The organism is Saccharothrix sp. NBAS 001 (assembly GCF_056640475.1).
Genome location: NZ_CM153251.1, coordinates 9515598 through 9532290, shown reverse-complemented (window position 1 = coordinate 9532290; position 16693 = coordinate 9515598). Strand labels below are relative to the sequence as shown.

At 71.7% G+C, this 16693-nt stretch carries 18 protein-coding genes; 3 read left to right on the top strand and 15 right to left on the bottom strand.

The features are described from left to right. Positions 1 to 67: 67 nt before the first annotated feature. From rpmA to AC0HI0_RS43055, 4 genes are all read right to left on the bottom strand, one after another. The gene (rpmA, locus tag AC0HI0_RS43070; protein ID WP_073889563.1) at positions 68 to 331 is read right to left on the bottom strand and encodes a 50S ribosomal protein L27; all 264 of its coding nucleotides are present in this window, start codon (positions 329 to 331) and stop codon (positions 68 to 70) included. Between the two features lie 14 nt (positions 332 to 345). Beyond that, positions 346 to 660 carry a 50S ribosomal protein L21 gene (gene rplU / locus AC0HI0_RS43065; protein WP_480929222.1) on the bottom strand — a complete coding sequence of 105 codons (315 nt, stop codon included), beginning with the start codon at positions 658 to 660 and terminating at the stop codon, positions 346 to 348. 235 nt (positions 661 to 895) lie between these two features. Then, the gene (locus tag AC0HI0_RS43060; protein ID WP_480929221.1) at positions 896 to 3679 is read right to left on the bottom strand and encodes a translation initiation factor IF-2 N-terminal domain-containing protein; all 2784 of its coding nucleotides are present in this window, start codon (positions 3677 to 3679) and stop codon (positions 896 to 898) included. 187 nt (positions 3680 to 3866) lie between these two features. Beyond that, positions 3867 to 4649 (bottom strand): TIGR03936 family radical SAM-associated protein, encoded by a 783-nt coding sequence (locus AC0HI0_RS43055; protein WP_480929220.1) that lies wholly within the window; start codon positions 4647 to 4649, stop codon positions 3867 to 3869. A gap of 222 nt (positions 4650 to 4871) precedes the next feature. Here AC0HI0_RS43055 and AC0HI0_RS43050 point away from each other — a divergent pair, with 222 nt between their 5' ends. Further along, on the top strand, positions 4872 to 6392 hold the full coding sequence (locus tag AC0HI0_RS43050) for a S8 family peptidase (RefSeq protein WP_480929219.1): 1521 nt from the start codon (positions 4872 to 4874) through the stop codon (positions 6390 to 6392). Positions 6393 to 6433: 41 nt separating this feature from the next. On the opposite strand, the gene AC0HI0_RS43045 is transcribed toward AC0HI0_RS43050, so the two are convergent. The 5 genes from AC0HI0_RS43045 to AC0HI0_RS43025 are packed head-to-tail and all read right to left on the bottom strand — an operon-like array spanning position 6434 to position 11412. Beyond that, on the bottom strand, positions 6434 to 8398 hold the full coding sequence (locus AC0HI0_RS43045) for a TIGR03960 family B12-binding radical SAM protein (protein WP_480929218.1): 1965 nt from the start codon (positions 8396 to 8398) through the stop codon (positions 6434 to 6436). Between the two features lie 32 nt (positions 8399 to 8430). Continuing rightward, positions 8431 to 8841: a DoxX family protein gene (locus AC0HI0_RS43040; RefSeq protein WP_480929217.1), complete on the bottom strand. Its 411-nt coding sequence runs from the start codon at positions 8839 to 8841 to the stop codon at positions 8431 to 8433. Between the two features lie 41 nt (positions 8842 to 8882). Continuing rightward, positions 8883 to 9719: an ABC transporter permease gene (locus AC0HI0_RS43035; RefSeq protein ID WP_480929216.1), complete on the bottom strand. Its 837-nt coding sequence runs from the start codon at positions 9717 to 9719 to the stop codon at positions 8883 to 8885. Positions 9720 to 9721: 2 nt separating this feature from the next. Further along, positions 9722 to 10492, bottom strand: a complete 771-nt coding sequence (locus AC0HI0_RS43030) for an ABC transporter permease (RefSeq protein WP_480929215.1) — start codon at positions 10490 to 10492, stop codon at positions 9722 to 9724. Beyond that, complete coding sequence (locus AC0HI0_RS43025) at positions 10492 to 11412, bottom strand: ABC transporter ATP-binding protein (RefSeq protein ID WP_480929214.1); 921 nt, start codon at positions 11410 to 11412, stop codon at positions 10492 to 10494. Before AC0HI0_RS43025 ends, AC0HI0_RS43030 begins: the two co-directional genes overlap by 1 nt. Positions 11413 to 11469: 57 nt before the next feature. Between AC0HI0_RS43025 and AC0HI0_RS43020 the strand changes: the two genes are divergently transcribed. Continuing rightward, on the top strand, positions 11470 to 12057 hold the full coding sequence (locus AC0HI0_RS43020) for an N-acetyltransferase family protein (RefSeq protein ID WP_480929213.1): 588 nt from the start codon (positions 11470 to 11472) through the stop codon (positions 12055 to 12057). 53 nt (positions 12058 to 12110) lie between these two features. Here AC0HI0_RS43020 and ndk read toward each other — a convergent pair whose 3' ends face one another. The 5 genes from ndk to AC0HI0_RS42995 all read right to left on the bottom strand — a co-directional run bounded on the left by ndk (position 12111) and on the right by AC0HI0_RS42995 (position 15157). After that, positions 12111 to 12521: a nucleoside-diphosphate kinase gene (ndk, locus tag AC0HI0_RS43015; RefSeq protein ID WP_015098849.1), complete on the bottom strand. Its 411-nt coding sequence runs from the start codon at positions 12519 to 12521 to the stop codon at positions 12111 to 12113. A gap of 121 nt (positions 12522 to 12642) precedes the next feature. After that, positions 12643 to 13125, bottom strand: a complete 483-nt coding sequence (locus AC0HI0_RS43010) for a SitI3 family protein (protein ID WP_480929212.1) — start codon at positions 13123 to 13125, stop codon at positions 12643 to 12645. Between the two features lie 9 nt (positions 13126 to 13134). Then, positions 13135 to 14385, bottom strand: coding sequence for a CdiA C-terminal domain-containing protein (locus AC0HI0_RS43005; RefSeq protein ID WP_480929211.1), 1251 nt, complete (start codon positions 14383 to 14385; stop codon positions 13135 to 13137). Further along, positions 14382 to 14693 carry a type VII secretion target gene (locus AC0HI0_RS43000; protein WP_480929210.1) on the bottom strand — a complete coding sequence of 104 codons (312 nt, stop codon included), beginning with the start codon at positions 14691 to 14693 and terminating at the stop codon, positions 14382 to 14384. The genes AC0HI0_RS43005 and AC0HI0_RS43000 overlap by 4 nt, the downstream gene beginning before the upstream one ends. Positions 14694 to 14713: 20 nt before the next feature. After that, positions 14714 to 15157 (bottom strand): YbaB/EbfC family nucleoid-associated protein, encoded by a 444-nt coding sequence (locus AC0HI0_RS42995; RefSeq protein WP_480929209.1) that lies wholly within the window; start codon positions 15155 to 15157, stop codon positions 14714 to 14716. A gap of 179 nt (positions 15158 to 15336) precedes the next feature. On the opposite strand from AC0HI0_RS42995, the gene AC0HI0_RS42990 reads away from it, so the two are divergent. After that, positions 15337 to 15975 carry a hypothetical protein gene (locus AC0HI0_RS42990; protein ID WP_480929208.1) on the top strand — a complete coding sequence of 213 codons (639 nt, stop codon included), beginning with the start codon at positions 15337 to 15339 and terminating at the stop codon, positions 15973 to 15975. A gap of 51 nt (positions 15976 to 16026) precedes the next feature. Here AC0HI0_RS42990 and AC0HI0_RS42985 read toward each other — a convergent pair whose 3' ends face one another. Beyond that, the gene (locus tag AC0HI0_RS42985; protein ID WP_480929207.1) at positions 16027 to 16632 is read right to left on the bottom strand and encodes a TetR/AcrR family transcriptional regulator; all 606 of its coding nucleotides are present in this window, start codon (positions 16630 to 16632) and stop codon (positions 16027 to 16029) included. Positions 16633 to 16693: the final 61 nt, after the last annotated feature.

Genomic DNA, 16693 nt, shown 5'->3' with positions numbered 1-16693 from the left:
ACACAAACAACTGAGCGCCGTGGTCCGCGCATTCCCGCGGACACACGGCGCTCAGAGGAGAACTTGCTCAGGCAGCGGCCTCGACCGGAACGATGTTCACGGTCTTGCGGCCACGCTTGGTGCCGAACTCGACGGCGCCGGGCGCGAGCGCGAACAGCGTGTCGTCCTTGCCGCGGCCCACGTTCACACCGGGGTGGAACTTGGTACCGCGCTGGCGGATCAGGATCTCGCCGGCCTTGACGACCTGACCGCCGAACCGCTTGACCCCGAGGTACTGGGGGTTCGAGTCACGGCCGTTGCGGGAGCTGGATGCACCCTTCTTGTGTGCCATGGCTAGTCAGATCCTCACTTACCGGTGATGCCGGTGACCTCGACGCGGGTCAGCTTCTGGCGGTGACCCTGGCGCTTGTGGTAACCAGTCTTGTTCTTGAACTTGTGGATGCGGATCTTGGGACCCTTGGTCTGCTCGACGACCTTGCCGGTCACCGAGATCTTTCCCAGGGCGTCGGCGTCGGCGGTGACGTCGGAGCCGTCCACGACGAGAAGCGGCGCCGGGAAGTTGATTTCGGTGCCCGGTTCGCCTTCGAGCTTCTCGACCTCGACGACGTCGCCGACAGCCACCTTGTACTGCTTGCCGCCGGTCTTGACGATCGCGTACATCGGGACGGAAGTCTCCTGCTACTCGACGGACAGGGCCACGCGCGCCACAGTGCCACTTTGAACTGCCGAGTGGCTGGGCTTCGCACGACTGGGCCCACCGGACGGCGGACCGTGCATCAGGTTACGTGGCGGTGGACCACAGGGTCAAACCGGGGTCGGTGTGACGTGATCGTGCTGGTCACCGCCGGTATGGCCTCGGTCGCCCGAGGCCATACCCGTGCTCGCGGGGAGCTGCTCAGCCTTCCTTGACCGCGCCCAGGGGCGGGCCGGCCGGGCGGGAGGCGGCCCGGCGGGTGCGGCGACGGGTGGCCGCCACGGGCTCGGCGTGGCCGTTGAGCGACTGGTCGGCGGCGTTCGCCTCGGCCGTGCCGACCTGCGTGGGCGGCTGGACGTGCACCGGCTCGTCCTCCTGGACGGGCTCGACCACGACCGGCTCCACCACCGGCTCGACCACGACGGGCTCGTCCTCCGGCGCGGTGGCGGCCTCCACGACCGGCTCCGGCTCGGCGACGGCCGCCACGGGCTCGGCGACGACGGGCTCGGCGACCGGTTCGGCCACCGGCACGTCGGTGTGGCCGGCGTCACCGGGCTCGGCGTCGGCCGGGGTGGCCTCGGCGTTGTCCTGGCGGCTCGCCGCACCGGCCTCGCGGCGGGCGCGACGACGCTGGCGGCGCTCCCGCTTGGGCTCGACGGCCTCGTCGGCGGGCGCGTCCGGAGTGGACGGCTCGGCGACGGCCTCGGGCTCCCGCACGGGCTCCGGGACCGCCTCGGCGACCGGCTCCGGCGTCTCCGCGCCCTTGCCGCGCCGCGACTTGCGGCCCGGCTGCTGCTGCTGTTGCTGCTGCTGGTTCTGGCCGCCGTTGGACGGGCCGTGCGTGTGCACCGGTTCGGTGGACACGACCAGACCGCGCCCGCGGCAGTGCTCGCAGGTCGTGGAGAACGCCTCCAGCAGGCCCGTGCCGACCCGCTTGCGGGTCATCTGCACCAGGCCCAACGACGTCACCTCGGCCACCTGGTGACGCGTCCGGTCCCGGCCCAGGCACTCGGTCAGCCGGCGCAGCACCAGGTCGCGGTTGGACTCCAGGACCATGTCGATGAAGTCGATGACGATGATGCCGCCGACGTCGCGCAGCCGGAGCTGGCGGACGATCTCCTCGGCCGCCTCCAGGTTGTTCCGGGTCACCGTCTCTTCCAGGTTTCCACCCGAACCGGTGAACTTGCCGGTGTTGACGTCGATGACCGTCATCGCCTCGGTGCGGTCCACCACGAGGTAGCCGCCCGACGGCAGCCAGACCTTGCGGTCCAGCGCCTTGAGCAGCTGCTCGTCGATGCGGTGCTCGACGAACACGTCGTTGTTGCCGACGTGCCGGCGCAGCCGCTCCTGGAGGTCCGGCGCGACGTGCCGCACGTAGGCGTCGATGGTGTCCCACGCGTCCGAGCCCTGCACGATCAGCGCGGAGAAGTCCTCGGTGAACAGGTCGCGGACGACCTTCACCAGGAGGTCGGGCTCTTCGTAGAGCAGCTGCGGAGCCTGCGCGCGCGGAGTGTCCTTGTCCTTGATGACCTGCCACGTCGCCTGGAGGCGGGTGACGTCGCGGGCCAGCTCCTCCTCGGCGATGCCCTCGGAGGCGGTGCGGATGATCACGCCGGCGTCCTCGGGGACGACCCTCTTCAGGATGTCCTTGAGGCGCTTGCGCTCGTTGTCGGGCAGCTTGCGGCTGATGCCCGTCGCGCCGCCGCCCGGCACGTACACCAGGAAGCGGCCGGGCAGGCTGATCTGGGTGGTCAGGCGCGCGCCCTTGTGGCCGACCGGGTCCTTGGTGACCTGCACCAGGACGCTGTCGCCGGTGGACAGGGCCTGCTCGATCTTGCGGGCCTTGCCCTCCAGGCCGGCCGCGTCCCAGTCGACCTCGCCGGCGTAGAGCACCGCGTTGCGGCCCCGGCCGATGTCGATGAACGCCGCCTCCATGGACGGCAGCACGTTCTGCACGCGGCCCAGGTAGACGTTGCCGACCAGCGAGCCGGTGCCCGACGACGTGACGAAATGCTCCACGAGCACGCCGTCCTCCAGCACGCCGATCTGCGTGCGGTCGCCGCGCTCGCGCACGACCATGGTGCGCTCGACGGCTTCGCGGCGGGCCAGGAACTCGGCCTCGGACAGCACCGGGGCGCGGCGGCGGCCGGCTTCCCGGCCGTCCCGGCGGCGCTGGCGCTTGGCCTCCAGCCGGGTCGAGCCGCGCACGCTGCGCACCTCGTTCTGGGCGGCCTCGGAGTCGGCCTTGTCGTCGCGCGCGTCCCGCGTCTCGCGGACGTGCACGACGGTGTTGGGCGGGTCGTCCTCGTTCGGGGCGGCTTCCTCGTCCGCGCCGACCTTGCGGCGACGACGGCGACGGCGACGACGGCTGCCGCCGCCCTCGGAGTCGTCGTCGGCCGGGGCCTCGGCGGACTCGGTCTCCTCGGCCTCGGCGGCGGCGGGCTCCTCGCCCGACTCGTCGTCGCCGGCCTCGTCGCCCACGCCCTTGCCCCGGCCACGGCCACGACGGCCACGACGGCGGCGGCGACGGCCTTCGCCCTCGTCACCGGCGTCGTCGGCGGACTCGGCGTCGACGTCGTCCTCCTGGGGCTCCTCCTCGACCACCACGACCGCCGGCGCGGCGGCGACCGGTGCGGGCGGCAGGAACACCGCGGACGGCGGCGCGAACAGCGGTGTGAGCGCGGCCACCTCCCGGGCAGGCAGCGCGGGCGCCTCGGTGGCCTCGTCCACGTCACCGGTGACGATGTCGTCCCAGTTCAGCAAACTCTCGGCGACTTTGAGCGCCAGGTCGCGGCTCACGCTGGACTGGGCGCCCTTGACGGTCTCCCCCAGGTCGGCCAGCGCGGCCACGACGTCCTTGCTGCTGGTGCCCAGCAGCTTCGCCAGCGCGTGCACCCGCAACTTGTCCGGCAGGTCCGCCAGCGCGGGGTGCGCGGATGTGGCGTTACCCCCGCCGGCACCGGCGGGCTTGTTCGTGTTCGACATGCAGCTCCTCCGCCCCCGGGCGCGTCTTGGGAGACGCGGGCCGCGCAGGGGCCTCTCTTGTCCACTCACCGCCGCGGCTGGCGGCGGGAATCCTTTGTTTTTCGCCTCGCTCGCTGTGCGCGGCGGCACAGCAGGTCTTCTTTGCTACCCCGACGACGCCGTCAGCGCCGCTCCGGCAGCGGTCCGGTCAGACCTCCGCCGCCCGGTCAAGGGCGAGCGGGTCGACCAGGCCACCTTCGTCGTCGAGCCGCCCCTGCGCCATCCGGGTCGCCTTCGCGGGCACCGGCGGAACCAGGTCGGCGACGACTCGGAGCGCGCTCAGCACGTCGTCGGGTCGGACGGTAGGTGTTGTCTGCCGTACGACCATCACGAGTATCCCACACGGTTGTGACAAATCCCGTGCATCGTGTCCCGCGTCGCTCGAATGCGTCTGGACCTGCGCCGACTCGGCGGGTCCCGGGGTGGCGGACCGCACCACGGCGGACACCACGGCGGACACCACGGCGGGGCGGACGTCGATCACCCGCTTCCCGTCCTTGGTGAGCCGCTCGACCTCGACCACGTCGGCCGCGAGGAACGCGGCCACCGCTTCGGTCAACCGTTCGGGTGACACTCCCGGCAGCTCCACCTGCCAGGTGCTCGCCTCGATCCGCTCGGGCAGCGTGCCCCCGGCGGCCTGCACGACCTCCACCACGTCCAGGCCGGGCGGCAGCACCGCGTCCAGCGCGATCCGCAGCGCGTCCGGGTCGACCCGCTCCACGACCTGGACCTCGACGTACTCGGCCTCGCTGGCCACGCCGGTCGGCGCGGCACCCACCCACGAGACCTTCGGGTGCGGGCTGAAGCCCTGGGAGTACGCCATGGGCACGCCCGCCCGGCGCAGCGCGCGCTCGAAGGTGCGCGCGATGTCACGGTGCGACGTGAACCGCAACCGACCGCGTTTGGCGTAACGCAGCCGGAGCTTCTGCACGGGCGCGGCCGACGGGTTGGGCTGGCTCTGGCGGCTCAGTGCTACTCCCCTTGGGTGCGGGTGGGGTACCGACGGGGGTAAGCATCCCAACGGTCCACGCTTCTACTCCAGCGGGACGGTACCTTGGTGGCGTTCCGCACCGTTGAGCTTGTCTGGTCGGGCCCGCCTGGCTACCGTCCGGCAGCAGAGGTCCACCCGGCAGCCCAGCACTGGAGGTCCCCCGTGCCTCTGCTCCGCCGCGTCCGAGCGGTCGCGGTCAGCGCAGCGCTGCTCGCGACCGGTCTCCTCGTGGTGTCCGGGTCCACCTCCGCGCACGGCTCGGTGCCCGCCGACGAGGCACCGGCCGCCGCCGACTGCATCCAGCCCGGCCCGACCCTGCGCTACCTGGTGGTGCTCGACCCCGGCACCAGCGAGCCGCTGGCGAACGCCCTGGTCACCGGCGCGTGCGGGACGACCACCGGCTACTACCCGCAGATCGGCGTGGCGGTGGCGGTCTCCGCGGACCCCGGTTTCGGCCGGCGGATCGGCCTGGACCGGGCCTACAGCGCGCAGGCCGACGGCATGTCGAAGAAGACCGGCGCGCCGGCCCGCAAGAAGTCCGACGACGAGGGCCTGGCCGGCCGGTCGGCGTCGGGCCCGGCGGACCGCACCGCCGAGCAGTGGGACATGGACCTGATCCGGGCCGCCGAGGCGCACGCGATCAGCAAGGGCAGCCGGGACGTGGTGGTCGGCGTGCTCGACTCGGGCATCGACCCGACGCACCCCGACCTGGTCGGCGCGCTGGACCCGGCGCTGTCCGCGGGCTGCACGACGGGCGTGGCCGACCCCGCGCGGGCCGCGTGGTCGCCGACGACCTCCGCGCACGGCACGCACGTCGCGGGCACGATCGCGGCCGCCGACGACGGCGCGGGCACGACGGGCGTCGCGCCGGGCGTGCGGATCGCGTCGGTGAAGGTGGTCGACGACGCCGGGTTCATCTACCCCGAGTACGCGGTGTGCGGGTTCATGTGGGCCGCGGCACACGGCATGACCGTGACCAACAACAGCTACTTCATCGACCCGTGGGTGTTCACCTGCCAGAACAAGACCGGGCAGTCGGTGGTCTACGAGGCCGTGCGGCGCGCGGTCGACTACGCGACCGGGCGTGGCGTGCTGACCGTGGCGGCCTCGGGCAACTCGGCGGCGGACCTCACCAAGCCGGGTACGGACGCGCAGAGCCCCACGAACGCGGCACCGGAGGACGTCAAGCCGCGCCCGGTGGACAACACGTGCCTGGTGCTGCCCGTGCAGCTGCCCAAGGTGGTCGGCGTGTCGTCCGTGGGGGCGACCAAGCTCAAAGCCGGGTACTCGTCCTACGGGCTCGGCGCGGTGGACCTGACGGCGCCGGGAGGCGACCGCAAGCAGCAGCCCGAAGAGGGCCAGGCGTGCGTGCTGTCGACCGTGCCTTCGGGGTACGACTACTCGTGCGGCACCTCGATGGCCGCGCCGCACGTGTCGGGGGTGGCGGCGCTGCTGGCGTCGACGCACCCGAGCGCGTCGCCGACCGAGTTGAGCCGGATGCTGAACGCGCAGGCCGAGACCCTGCCCTGCCCCGCCGACTACGACCTCAACGGGACGGGCGCGCAGGACGCGTACTGCACCGGCTATTCCGAGTACAACGGCTTCTACGGGCACGGCCTGGTCGACGCGCTGGCCGCCGTGAGGGGCCAGCGGACCGAAGACGGCGGACGCGGCAGCAACTAGCCCGCCGCGGTGGACCGGGTGGTCCACCGCGGACCGACGGGTCAGGACTGGGTCAGGGCCGGGTTGCGGACCGGGCTCCCCTTGCCCACCGGGGAGATCGGGAGCAGGGTGCGGCCGGTGGGGCCCACCTCGATGTCGGTGCCCATCGCGGGGCACACGCCGCAGTCGAAGCACGGGGTCCAGCGGCAGTCGTCCTGTTCGCGTTCGTCCAGGGCGTCCTGCCAGTCCGCCCACAGCCATTCCTTGTCCAGGCCCGAGTCCAGGTGGTCCCAGGGCAGGACTTCCAGCTCCTCGCGCTCGCGGGTGGTGAACCAGGCCAGGTCCACGCCCAGCGGCGGGAGTTCCCGGGCCGCCGCGTCCACCCAGCGGTCGTAGGAGAAGTGCTCGGACCAGCCGTCGAAACGGCCGCCCTCGCGCCACACCCGCTCGATCACGTGGCCGATCCGGCGGTCGCCCCGGGACAGCAGCCCTTCGATCAGCGAGGGCTGGCCGTCGTGGTAGCGCATCCCGATGTTGCGGCCCAGCGCGCGGTCGGAGTTGACGGCTTCGCGCAGCTTGCGCAGGCGGGCGTCCACTGTGGCCGGATCGCACTGCGCGGCCCACTGGAACGGGGTGTGGGGCTTGGGGACGAAGCCGCCGATGGAGATGGTGCAGCGGATGTCCTTGCGGCCGCTGACCTCCCGGCCGGCCCGGATCACGTTCTTGGCCATCTCGGCGATCTGGAGGACGTCGTCGTCGGTCTCGGTCGGCAGGCCGCACATGAAGTACAGCTTCACCTGCCGCCAGCCCGCGCCGAAGGCCGCGCTGACCGTGCGGATCAGGTCCTCTTCGGACACCATCTTGTTGATCACGCGGCGGATCCGCTCGCTGCCGCCCTCGGGCGCGAAGGTGAGGCCCGAGCGCCGGCCGTTGCGGGACAGCTCGTTGGCCAGGTCGATGTTGAACGCGTCGACCCGCGTGCTGGGCAGCGACAGGCTGGTGTTGGTGCCCTCGTAGCGGTCCGCCAGGCCCTTGGTGACCTCGGCGATCTCCGAGTGGTCCGCACTGGACAGCGAGAGCAGGCCGACCTCTTCGAAACCGGTCGCCGCGAGGCCGCGCTGGACCATCGCGCCGATGCCCTCGATGGAGCGCTCGCGCACCGGCCGGGTGATCATCCCGGCCTGGCAGAAGCGGCAGCCCCGGGTGCAGCCCCGGAAGATCTCCACGCTCATCCGCTCGTGCACCGACTCGGCGAGCGGGACCAGCGGCTGCTTCGGGTACGGCCAGGCGTCGAGGTCCATCGTGGTCCGCTTGAACACCCGGTACGGCACCCGCTCGCGGTTGGGCACCACGCGCTGGATGCGGCCGTCGGGCAGGTACTCGACGTCGTAGAACCGGGGCACGTAGATGCCGCCGGTCTCGGCCAGGCGGGTCAGCAGCTCGTCCCGCCCGCCGGGGCGGCCCTCGGCCTTCCAGGTGCGCACCAGGTCGGTGATCTCCAGGACGGCTTCCTCGCCGTCGCCGAGCACGGCCGCGTCCACGAACCGCGAGATCGGCTCGGGGTTGAACGCCGCGTGCCCGCCGGCGACCACGATCGGGTCGTCGTCGGTGCGGTCGGCGGCGTGCAGCGGGATGCCGGCCAGGTCCAGGGCGGTGAGCAGGTTGGTGTAGCCGAGTTCGGTCGCGAAGCTGACGCCGAGCAGGTCGAACGCCTTGACCGGCCGGTGCGCGTCCACGGTGAACTGGGGCACGCCGTGTTCGCGCATCAGCCGTTCGAGGTCGGGCCACACCGCGTAGGTCCGCTCGGCGAGCACGTCCGGCTGCTCGTTGAGGACCTCGTACAGGATCATGACGCCCTGGTTGGGCAGCCCGACCTCGTACGCGTCCGGGTACATCAGGGACCACCGCACGGTCGCGGAGTCCCAGTCCTTCACCGTCGCGTTCAGTTCCCCGCCGACGTACTGCACCGGCTTCGACACCTGCGGCAGCAGCGGTTCCAACGCGGGGAAGACCGACTCGACACTCACCCGGCCAAGGGTAACGGCATCGCCGGCACCGGTCAGAACAGCGGTCCGGTGATGGTGAGCCCGAGGCCCTCGCCCGCGCCCGCGTACAGGCCGAAGAACAGCAGCGCCGCGCCGGCCAGGGACACGTCCTTGTTGAACTGGATCATCTCCATCTGCCTGGTCTGCAGGTCGGACTGGGTCCAGAAGTTGTGCATGAGGAACGCCGTGGGCAGCAGGAACAGCACGAGCAGCAACGCGCCCAGGTCGGCCCACACGCCGAGCAGGACCATGAGCCCGCCGACGATCATCAGCACGCCGCTGGCCTGGGTGGCGAGCTTGGGCGAGGGGACGTTCTTCGAGGCGGCGTAGCCGGCCATGGCGTCGGTCTGGGTGAGGTGGCCCACGCCCGAGCCGAAGAACAACAACACGAACAGGATGCGGCCGATGAGTGCGATCACGTCCATGACGACCTCCCGGTTTGCCGTTCGCCCAGTGTTCAACCAGGTCAGGCGGTGAGCAACCGGCCGAGCCGTCTCGACGCCACCAATACCCCGATCGTGGCCATCACCAGGAAGTAGGCCACGTGCACCAGCAGCCCCCAGCCGACGAAACCCGTGGTCAGGGCCCTGGTGAGTTCGACCGCGTGGTAGAGCGGGCTGAACCGGACGACCGCCTGGAGGGCCGGCGGGTAGACCGACAGCGGGTAGAACGTGCCGGAGAACAGGAACAGCGGCAGCACGAACAGCTGGACCAGGTCGAAGTCCTGCCAGGACCGCATGAAGGTGGTGGCGGCCATCCCGACGGCGGCGAACGCGACCGCGACCAGCAGGCACGCGGGCAGCGCGAGCAGCGCCCACGGCGAGGAGACCAGGCCGAACCCGAGCATCACGGCGAGGAACCCGGCGGAGTAGAGGCCGCCGCGCGCCAGCGCCCAGGTGGCCTCGCCCAGCGCGATGTCGACCGGCCCCATCGGGGTGGCGAGCACGGCCTCGTACACCCGGGCGTACTTGAACTTGTAGAACAGGTTGTAGGTGGTGTCGAACACCGCGCCGTTCATCGCCGAGGCGGCCAGCAGCGCCGGGGCGACGAACTCGGCGTAGGGCAGCGGCCCGCCGGGGCCGGCGACCACGGCCACCAGCTTGCCGAACCCGAAGCCGAGCGAGAGCAGGAACAGCACCGGCTCGAAGAACCCGGACACGACCGACAGCCAGGCCCGCTGGTTGACCAGGTAGGCGCGTTCGACCAGGACGTGCGAGCGGCCCGCGTACAGGCCCGGCGGCACGATCCGGAACAGCAGGCCGGGCCGCTTCTTCGCGGCGGCGCGGTCGAGGACCCCGGTCACGGTCACACCGCCAGTCGTCGGTGGAAGTAGCGGCGGCCGAGCACCACGCCGACGGCGACCACGGCCGTCAGGTAGGCCAGGTGACCGAGCGCCGGGAGCGGCTCGATCGCGCCGAACGTGACGCCGCGCGCCAGTTCGACGCCGTGCCACACCGGGGTCGCCCAGGCGACCGGGTGCAGCCACCCGGGCAGCTGGTCGAGCGGGAAGAACGCCCCGGTGAACAAGGTCATCGGGATCAGCACGAAGCGGTAGAGGCCGTCGAACGCGTCGGGCTTGTCCCTGGTGGCGGTGAACGCGACGACCGGCGCGCTGAACGCCATCCCGGACAGCACCGCGAACGGCACGGCGAACACGGCGGCCGGGCTGGTCACCGCGCCGAGCAGGGCCGCGACCAGCAGGAACGCCGTGGAGCCCGCAGCGAGCTTGAACGCTATCCAGAGCAGTTGGCCGTAGAGGACCTGGGCGGGCGTGATGGGCGTGGACACGATGCCGAGGTAGGTCTTCTGCCACTTGAACGAGGAGAACACCGCGTAGGTGGACTCGAACATGGCGCTCTGCGCGGCGGCCGTGACGATCAGCGCGGGCGCGAGGAACACCACGTACCGCAGGCCGCCGGTCGCCTCGCCGGGCTGCACCTGGGAGCCGAAGCCCACGCCCATGGCCAGCAGGAACAGCACGGGCTGGACGAAGTTGGAGATCGCCGTGGCGCGCCAGTTGCGGCGGTACCAGGCCCAGTGGCCCTCGACCACGAGCAGGGCGGGTGGCGTGGCCATCAGTCGACCAGGGTCCGGCCGGTGAGGCGGAGGAACACGTCCTCCAGGGAGCCCCGGCGGACCAGGCTGGAGGTCGGCCGCACGCCGCGCGCGTGCACGGCGGACAGCGCCGCCTCGCCGTCGGCGGTGTAGAGCAGCAGCCGGTCGGGCAGCACCTCCACGCGCTCGGCGATGCCCTCGACCGGGACCGGGTCCTGCTCGCCGGGCGGGAAGCGCAGTTCGAGCACCTCGCGGGTGGAGTGCCGGCGGATCAGCTCGGCCGGCGAGCCCTCGGCCGCGATCCGGCCGCCGTCCATCACCACGAGCCGGTCGCACAGCTGCTCCGCCTCGTCCATGTAGTGGGTGGTGACGATCAGCGTGACGCCGTTCTGCTTGAGCCGGAACAGCCGGTCCCACAGCAGGTGGCGGGCCTGCGGGTCGAGGCCGGTGGTCGGTTCGTCGAGGACGACCAGCTCCGGGTCGTTGACCAGCGAACGCGCGATGGTGAGCCGCCGCTTCATGCCGCCCGACAGCGGTTCGACCTCGTCGTCGGCGCGGTCGGTGAGCTGGGCGAACTCCAGCAGCTCGACGGCCTTGGCGCGGACGTGCGCCTTGGACAGGCCGAAGTAGCGGCCGTAGACCTCCAGGTTCTGCCGGACGGTCAGCTCGGTGTCGAGGTTGTCGAGCTGGGGCACGACGCCGAGCCGGGCGCGGATCCTCGGGCCCTCCCGGTCCGGGTCCAGGCCCAGCACGGTCAGCTCGCCGGCGGTGCGCGGGGACACGCACGACACCATCCGCATGGTGGAGGACTTGCCCGCGCCGTTGGGGCCGAGGAACCCGAACGCCTCGCCCTTGCCGACCTCCACGTCGATGCCCCGGACGGCTTCGAACGTGCCGAAGTGCTTCGTCAGGTTGCGGGCTCGGACGAGGGTCGTGGTCACGGACGTCACGCTAGCGGCGGGGTACGACAATCTCCGCGGCGAATCTAGGGTGGCCGCATGGGGATCGTTCTGACCTGGCCTTCCAACGCCGACGAACGGCTGCTGGCCGAGGTGCACGAGGTGTTGCGCGCGGTCGTCGAGGCCGGCGGCGCGATCGGCTGGCTGGAGCCGCCGGAGCGCGTGGAGACCGACGCGTGGGTCGGGTCGGTGTTGAAGAAGGCGCGCGACGGCGACGCGGCGCTCGTGGTGGCCGAGGTGGACGGCGTGGTGCGCGGGACGTCGTGCTGGGTGCGGTCTTCCGGACAAGTCTTCCGGCACAACGCCGAGTTGGGCCGGGTCGCGGCGCACCCGTCGGCGCGCGGGCTGGGGTTGGGGTCGCTGATGGTGTCCGCGGTGGTGGAGAGCGCGCGTGCGGCGGGAGTGGAGCTGTTGACGCTCGGCGTGCGCGGCAACAACCACGGGGCCATCGAGCTGTACGAACGGCTCGGCTTCCAGGAGTGGGGTCGGTTGCGCAACGCGATCGCGGTGGGCGACGTGCGGTACGACAGCGTGCAGATGGTGCTGCCGCTCGGGTTCGACGAGGGCGTCGTGCTGCACGGGTCCGCCGAGGGCGGCCTCGGGTCCTCGCCGCGCCGCAGCGCGTAAGACGCCGAACGGCCCGGACCACGCAGGTGGCCGGGCCGTCCGGGCGGGTCGGCTCAGAGGTTCGGGAACCAGAGCTTGATCTCGCGCTCGGCCGACTCCGCCGAGTCCGAGCCGTGGACCAGGTTGAACTGGACCTCCAGGCCGAAGTCGCCGCGGATCGTGCCCGGCGTGGCCTTCTCCACCGGGTCGGTGCCGCCGGCCAGCTGGCGGAACGCCGGGATCGCCCGGGTGCCCTCCACGACCAGCGCCACCAGCGGGCCGCCGGTGATGAACTCGACCAGGTCGCCGAAGAACGGCTTGCCGTCGTGTTCCGCGTAGTGCTGCTCGGCGGTCGCGCGGTCCACGGTGCGCAGTTCGAGCGCGGCCAGGGTCAGGCCCTTGCGCTCGATGCGGGAGATGACCTCGCCGACCAGGCCGCGGCTGACGCCGTCGGGCTTGACCAGGACCAGGGTGCGCTCGCTCACGGCCGTCAGTACTCCTTCGTACGGGTTCGTGCAAGTACGTGAAGGGTAGCCGCAGGGCCGTCCGCGCCCGCCGTGCGTACCGGAAAGCCGTCGACCACCGGATCACCCGCGCAACGCGCGGCTACTCCTCGCTGAACGCGTGGGTCTCCCTGCGGAACGGGCGGGGGGCCACCGCGCCGAGCCGTTGCGGCGTCCACAGGTCGTCCCGCCCGTTGAGCGTCAACACGCCGGATCGCCGCAGCAGCAGGATCTCCTCGTAGTCGCGGTGCAGCACCGCGTCTCCGGGCACGAGGTCGAGCAGCCCGACGGAGAGCCGGAGCACGACGTCCACCTGGCGGTCGGAGGAGGACTCCTTGTCCAGCCGGAAGATCAGCCGCGCGGTCGGGGTGAAGCCGAGGTCGGCCACGACCGGGTTCCACGGCTGCGGGTTGACCGGAGCGACCAGCACCCAGGTGCCCTGCGCCAGGTCGGCTCCGTCGAGGAACGCCTCCGGTGTCGTCGTCGCGCCGAGCAGGCCCAGCGCGGCGGCCGCGCGGGAAACCGAGACCGCGAGCGCCCGGACGTCCGACGAGGTCGCGATGGCGAGGCTGTAGGAGATGGCCATCAGGTCCTTCTACGGGTAGATGTGCTGGATGTTGCCCTGCTTGTCGATGATCACGACTTCCTTGAGCCGCTCGATCGGCCAGTCGCGCAGCTGGGTGCGCAGCTTGTCGACGTCGACGTCGCTGCCCGCCAAGTTGACCACGATCCGGTCCGCCTGGTGTTCCGCCACCTTCTCCTCGATCCGGCCGGCGACGTTGCGGGCGCTGCCGGTGGTCGGCGAGACGCAGTCGAAGATCTCGCCCTCGATCCGGTAGTCGGGGTTCTTCTTGCCCGGCACCTTCGGGTTCTGCTCGACGTCGTAGCCGGCTTTGGCGAGCGTGTCCGCCGCCTCGTTCTCCCGCCGCAGGGCCGTGCGGTTGGCCTCGTCCTTGTCGCTGTCGCGGATCTTCGTCCGCTCGCCGCCCGGCGTCGCGTCGGGATCGGGTCGGCCGGACGGCCGGGTGTGGTCGGGATGCCCGCCGGTGCCGGGCGGTTCACCCGGCTTCTTCGGCGGCTGACCTCCGCCGCCCTTGCCGCTCAGCTGGTCCAAGCTCTTGCGGATCCGCTTGAGCAGCTCGCCGAGCTTGCGGAGCAACGGCATGAGGTTCTGCAGCGCGCGTACGAGCTTCTTGATGATCTGGGCGATGCGGGCGGCCCACTTGGCCGCCGCGGTGGCGGCCTGGGCGGCGGCGGCGGGCGCGCCGACGACGGTGAGCGCCTCGGCCGCCCACACCAGCAGCCTGCCGACCAGGTCGGCGATCAGGTCGCGGACCGTCTCCCGGACGACGGCGACCAGCACGCCGGCCGTCTTCACCGCGCTGCCGATGCCGCTCGACGCCTCTGCGGCGGCACCGATCAGGGCGGCCGTGTCCGCCGCCCGCCTGCGGTACGCGTCGCCCGCCACCCCGACCCACGCCGCGGTGTCGGCGGCCACGTCCCGCTCGTAGCCGGCCTTGACCTCGCCGACCGCCTTGGCGATGTTCTGCCACGTCTGCGCCTGCGCGGCGACGGCGTCGGCGTTGCCCGCGAGTTCGTCGAGCGCGTCCTGGAGAGGACCCACGTGCTCGATGATGAACGAGATCAGGTTCGACCCCACGGAACCGATCGGGTCCATGACGATGCTGAGCGCTTCGAGGCCGGTGGTCACCGCGCCCAGCCCGATGTCGGCCCAGTTCCCGCTCTCGATGCCGCCGACCAGGTCGCTGATCGACTCCGCGATGCCGATGCCCGTGTACCACTCGGTCGAGTCCTGGACCGGCGCGACCAGCGGCGGTTCGCTCATCGCAACCGGCCCTCGATCCCGATCAGCCCCTCGCCGATCGCGTTGTCCTGGTGCTGGTAGTGGTCGGCGCTGTGCCGCAGGTTCAGCGCGGTCTCCGCCATCCCGTCGCGGCTCGCCAGCAACGCCTCCCGGGCCGCCTGCTCCAGCTCGTTGAACAGCGGGGGCAGGAACTGGCAGATGATGCCGTAGGTGTCGTCCGACATCGCCTGGTTCGCGGCGTCCGCTGCCCGGCCGAGAGCGGCGGCGTGGCCGTCGGCCTTGTCCGCGTGCGCCCGCAGAGCGCCCGGTTCGACCTGATAACCCGACATGGCACTTCCCCCCGAACGCGTCAGCGGTAGACCGATCCGCCGAAGTCCTCGTCGTCGCGGTCGCGCCGCGGTGGTGGCGGCGGTTCGGCGACGCCGAACTTCTGCTCGTAGTAGCCGGTGATCCGATCGGCGCTGTCCTGCGCGTCGGCCCCGAGCGTCTCGTCGGCGACCTCCCGGACGCGGCCCGCGATCCGGGCCTTGGCGCTGCCGAGCGCGGCCAGCAACTGGCTGCGCAGCTCGCCCGGGGTCGTCTGGATCACCCGCTCGGAGAACTCGACGTCGACCAGGTTGCCGTTCGCGTCGGCGGTGACCGTGACCACGCCGTTCGGGCTCGTCGCGGTCAGGCGGACCTCCTCGACCCGGTGCTGGAGCTCCTGGTACCGCGCGGCCTTGCGCTCGAAGCCCGCCACCCAGTCGTCCAGACCGCGTTCCACCCCGGCGGGATCGCCATCGAACAGGTTCAAACCATGTGTCACAGCTCACCCTCCCGACCACGAAGGGTACTCAGCTCCGGTGTTGGCGCGGATCTGAATCGCCAAACGACACTCCGACGGTCACCCGGACGATCTGCGCCCGCCGGGCGGCGTCCTCTGTGGCCGATCAAGACGAGTGCGGACGAACGGGAGGTGCGATAGTGCCGGCCGTGACCTCCGAGAAGTCCGGGACCGGTCCGACGCTCACCGGTGCCGCTGTGCTGTTCGTGCTGCTGCGGCTGCTGGCGGTGTCCGCGTACGACTGGCACACGACGTTCGCGTTGCTGCACACCCTCGACCTGGAGGACGCGCCGGGGCTGTTCCTCGGCACGTTCATGGCCGACCGGCGGATCAGCACGGTGCTGCTGATCCTCACCGTGCCGCTGTCCGCCTTCTACGCCGCCGCCACCCGCTCCCGCGCCGCGCCGCTCGTGGTCACGGTGCTGATCGCGTTCCTGGTGGCGCACGTGCTGACCTACCACCAGTGGTGGGTGCCGGCGTTGGCCGGTGTGCTGGCCGTGGCGGTCGCGGTGGTGGCGGCACGGCGGCGCGACGACGAACCGGGGCCCGCGAAGTTCGTGCTGCACCGGATCGGGTGGATCGTGGGCGGTATGGCGCTCGTGGTGGCGGCGGTCGTGTCGACGCCGTGGGTGCCGCGTGAGCGGATCGAACTCACCGACGGGTCCATCGAGGCGTACGTGGTGGAGACCAGCCCGGGGTTCCTGAAGGTGCTGGTCGCGGACGACCGGGAGTTCCGGATCCTGCGCGACGACGAGGTGCGGTCACGGGTCGAGCTGGCCGACCACTAGCACCCCGGCGGACCGGGGCGGGAACCGTCCACTTCGGACTCCCGCGCCGCGCTACCCGAGCGGACGGGTGCCGCGCAGGAACTGCTCGACCGCCGCCTCCACGAGTCCGTCGAGCAGCTCCGGTTCGACGATGTTGCCGTTGGTGATCGAGGCGATGCCCTGGAGGGTGGCGAACAGGACGATCCCGATCCGTTCGGGGGTGCCGGCTTGGAGCGCCCCCTGCGCCTGCCCCTGGACGATGAGGTCGCGCATCAGCCCGAACGGGGCTTCGGCCGCCTTGCCGATCCGCGCCGCGTCCGGTCGGTGCTTGCAGGTGTACATCAGTTCGAGGAGCGCGGCGTTCTCGGTGGCGAAGCGGGTGTAGGCCGTCGCGGTGGCCCGCACGCGCGAGGGGAAGTCGGCGGCGGCGGTCGTCAGCGCGGCGCGCAGCGCGGTGTCGAGCCGGGTGAACCCGGCTTCGGCGAGCGCGTCGAGCAGCGCCTGGCGGTTCACGAAGTGGCGGCGGGGCGCGGCGTAGCTGACGCCGATCTCCCGGGCCAGGTCGCGCAGCGCCAACTGGTCGGCACCGTGCTCCCGCAGGCCGCGCTCGGCCGCGGCGAGCAGGGCGGCGCGCAGGTTCCCGTGGTGGTAGGGCCGCTCGTCGGTCGCGTCTGGCATGGGACCGACCCTAGCAACCAGATGTCGTCGTTGACTACATTGTTGTCGGCGTTTACTTTGT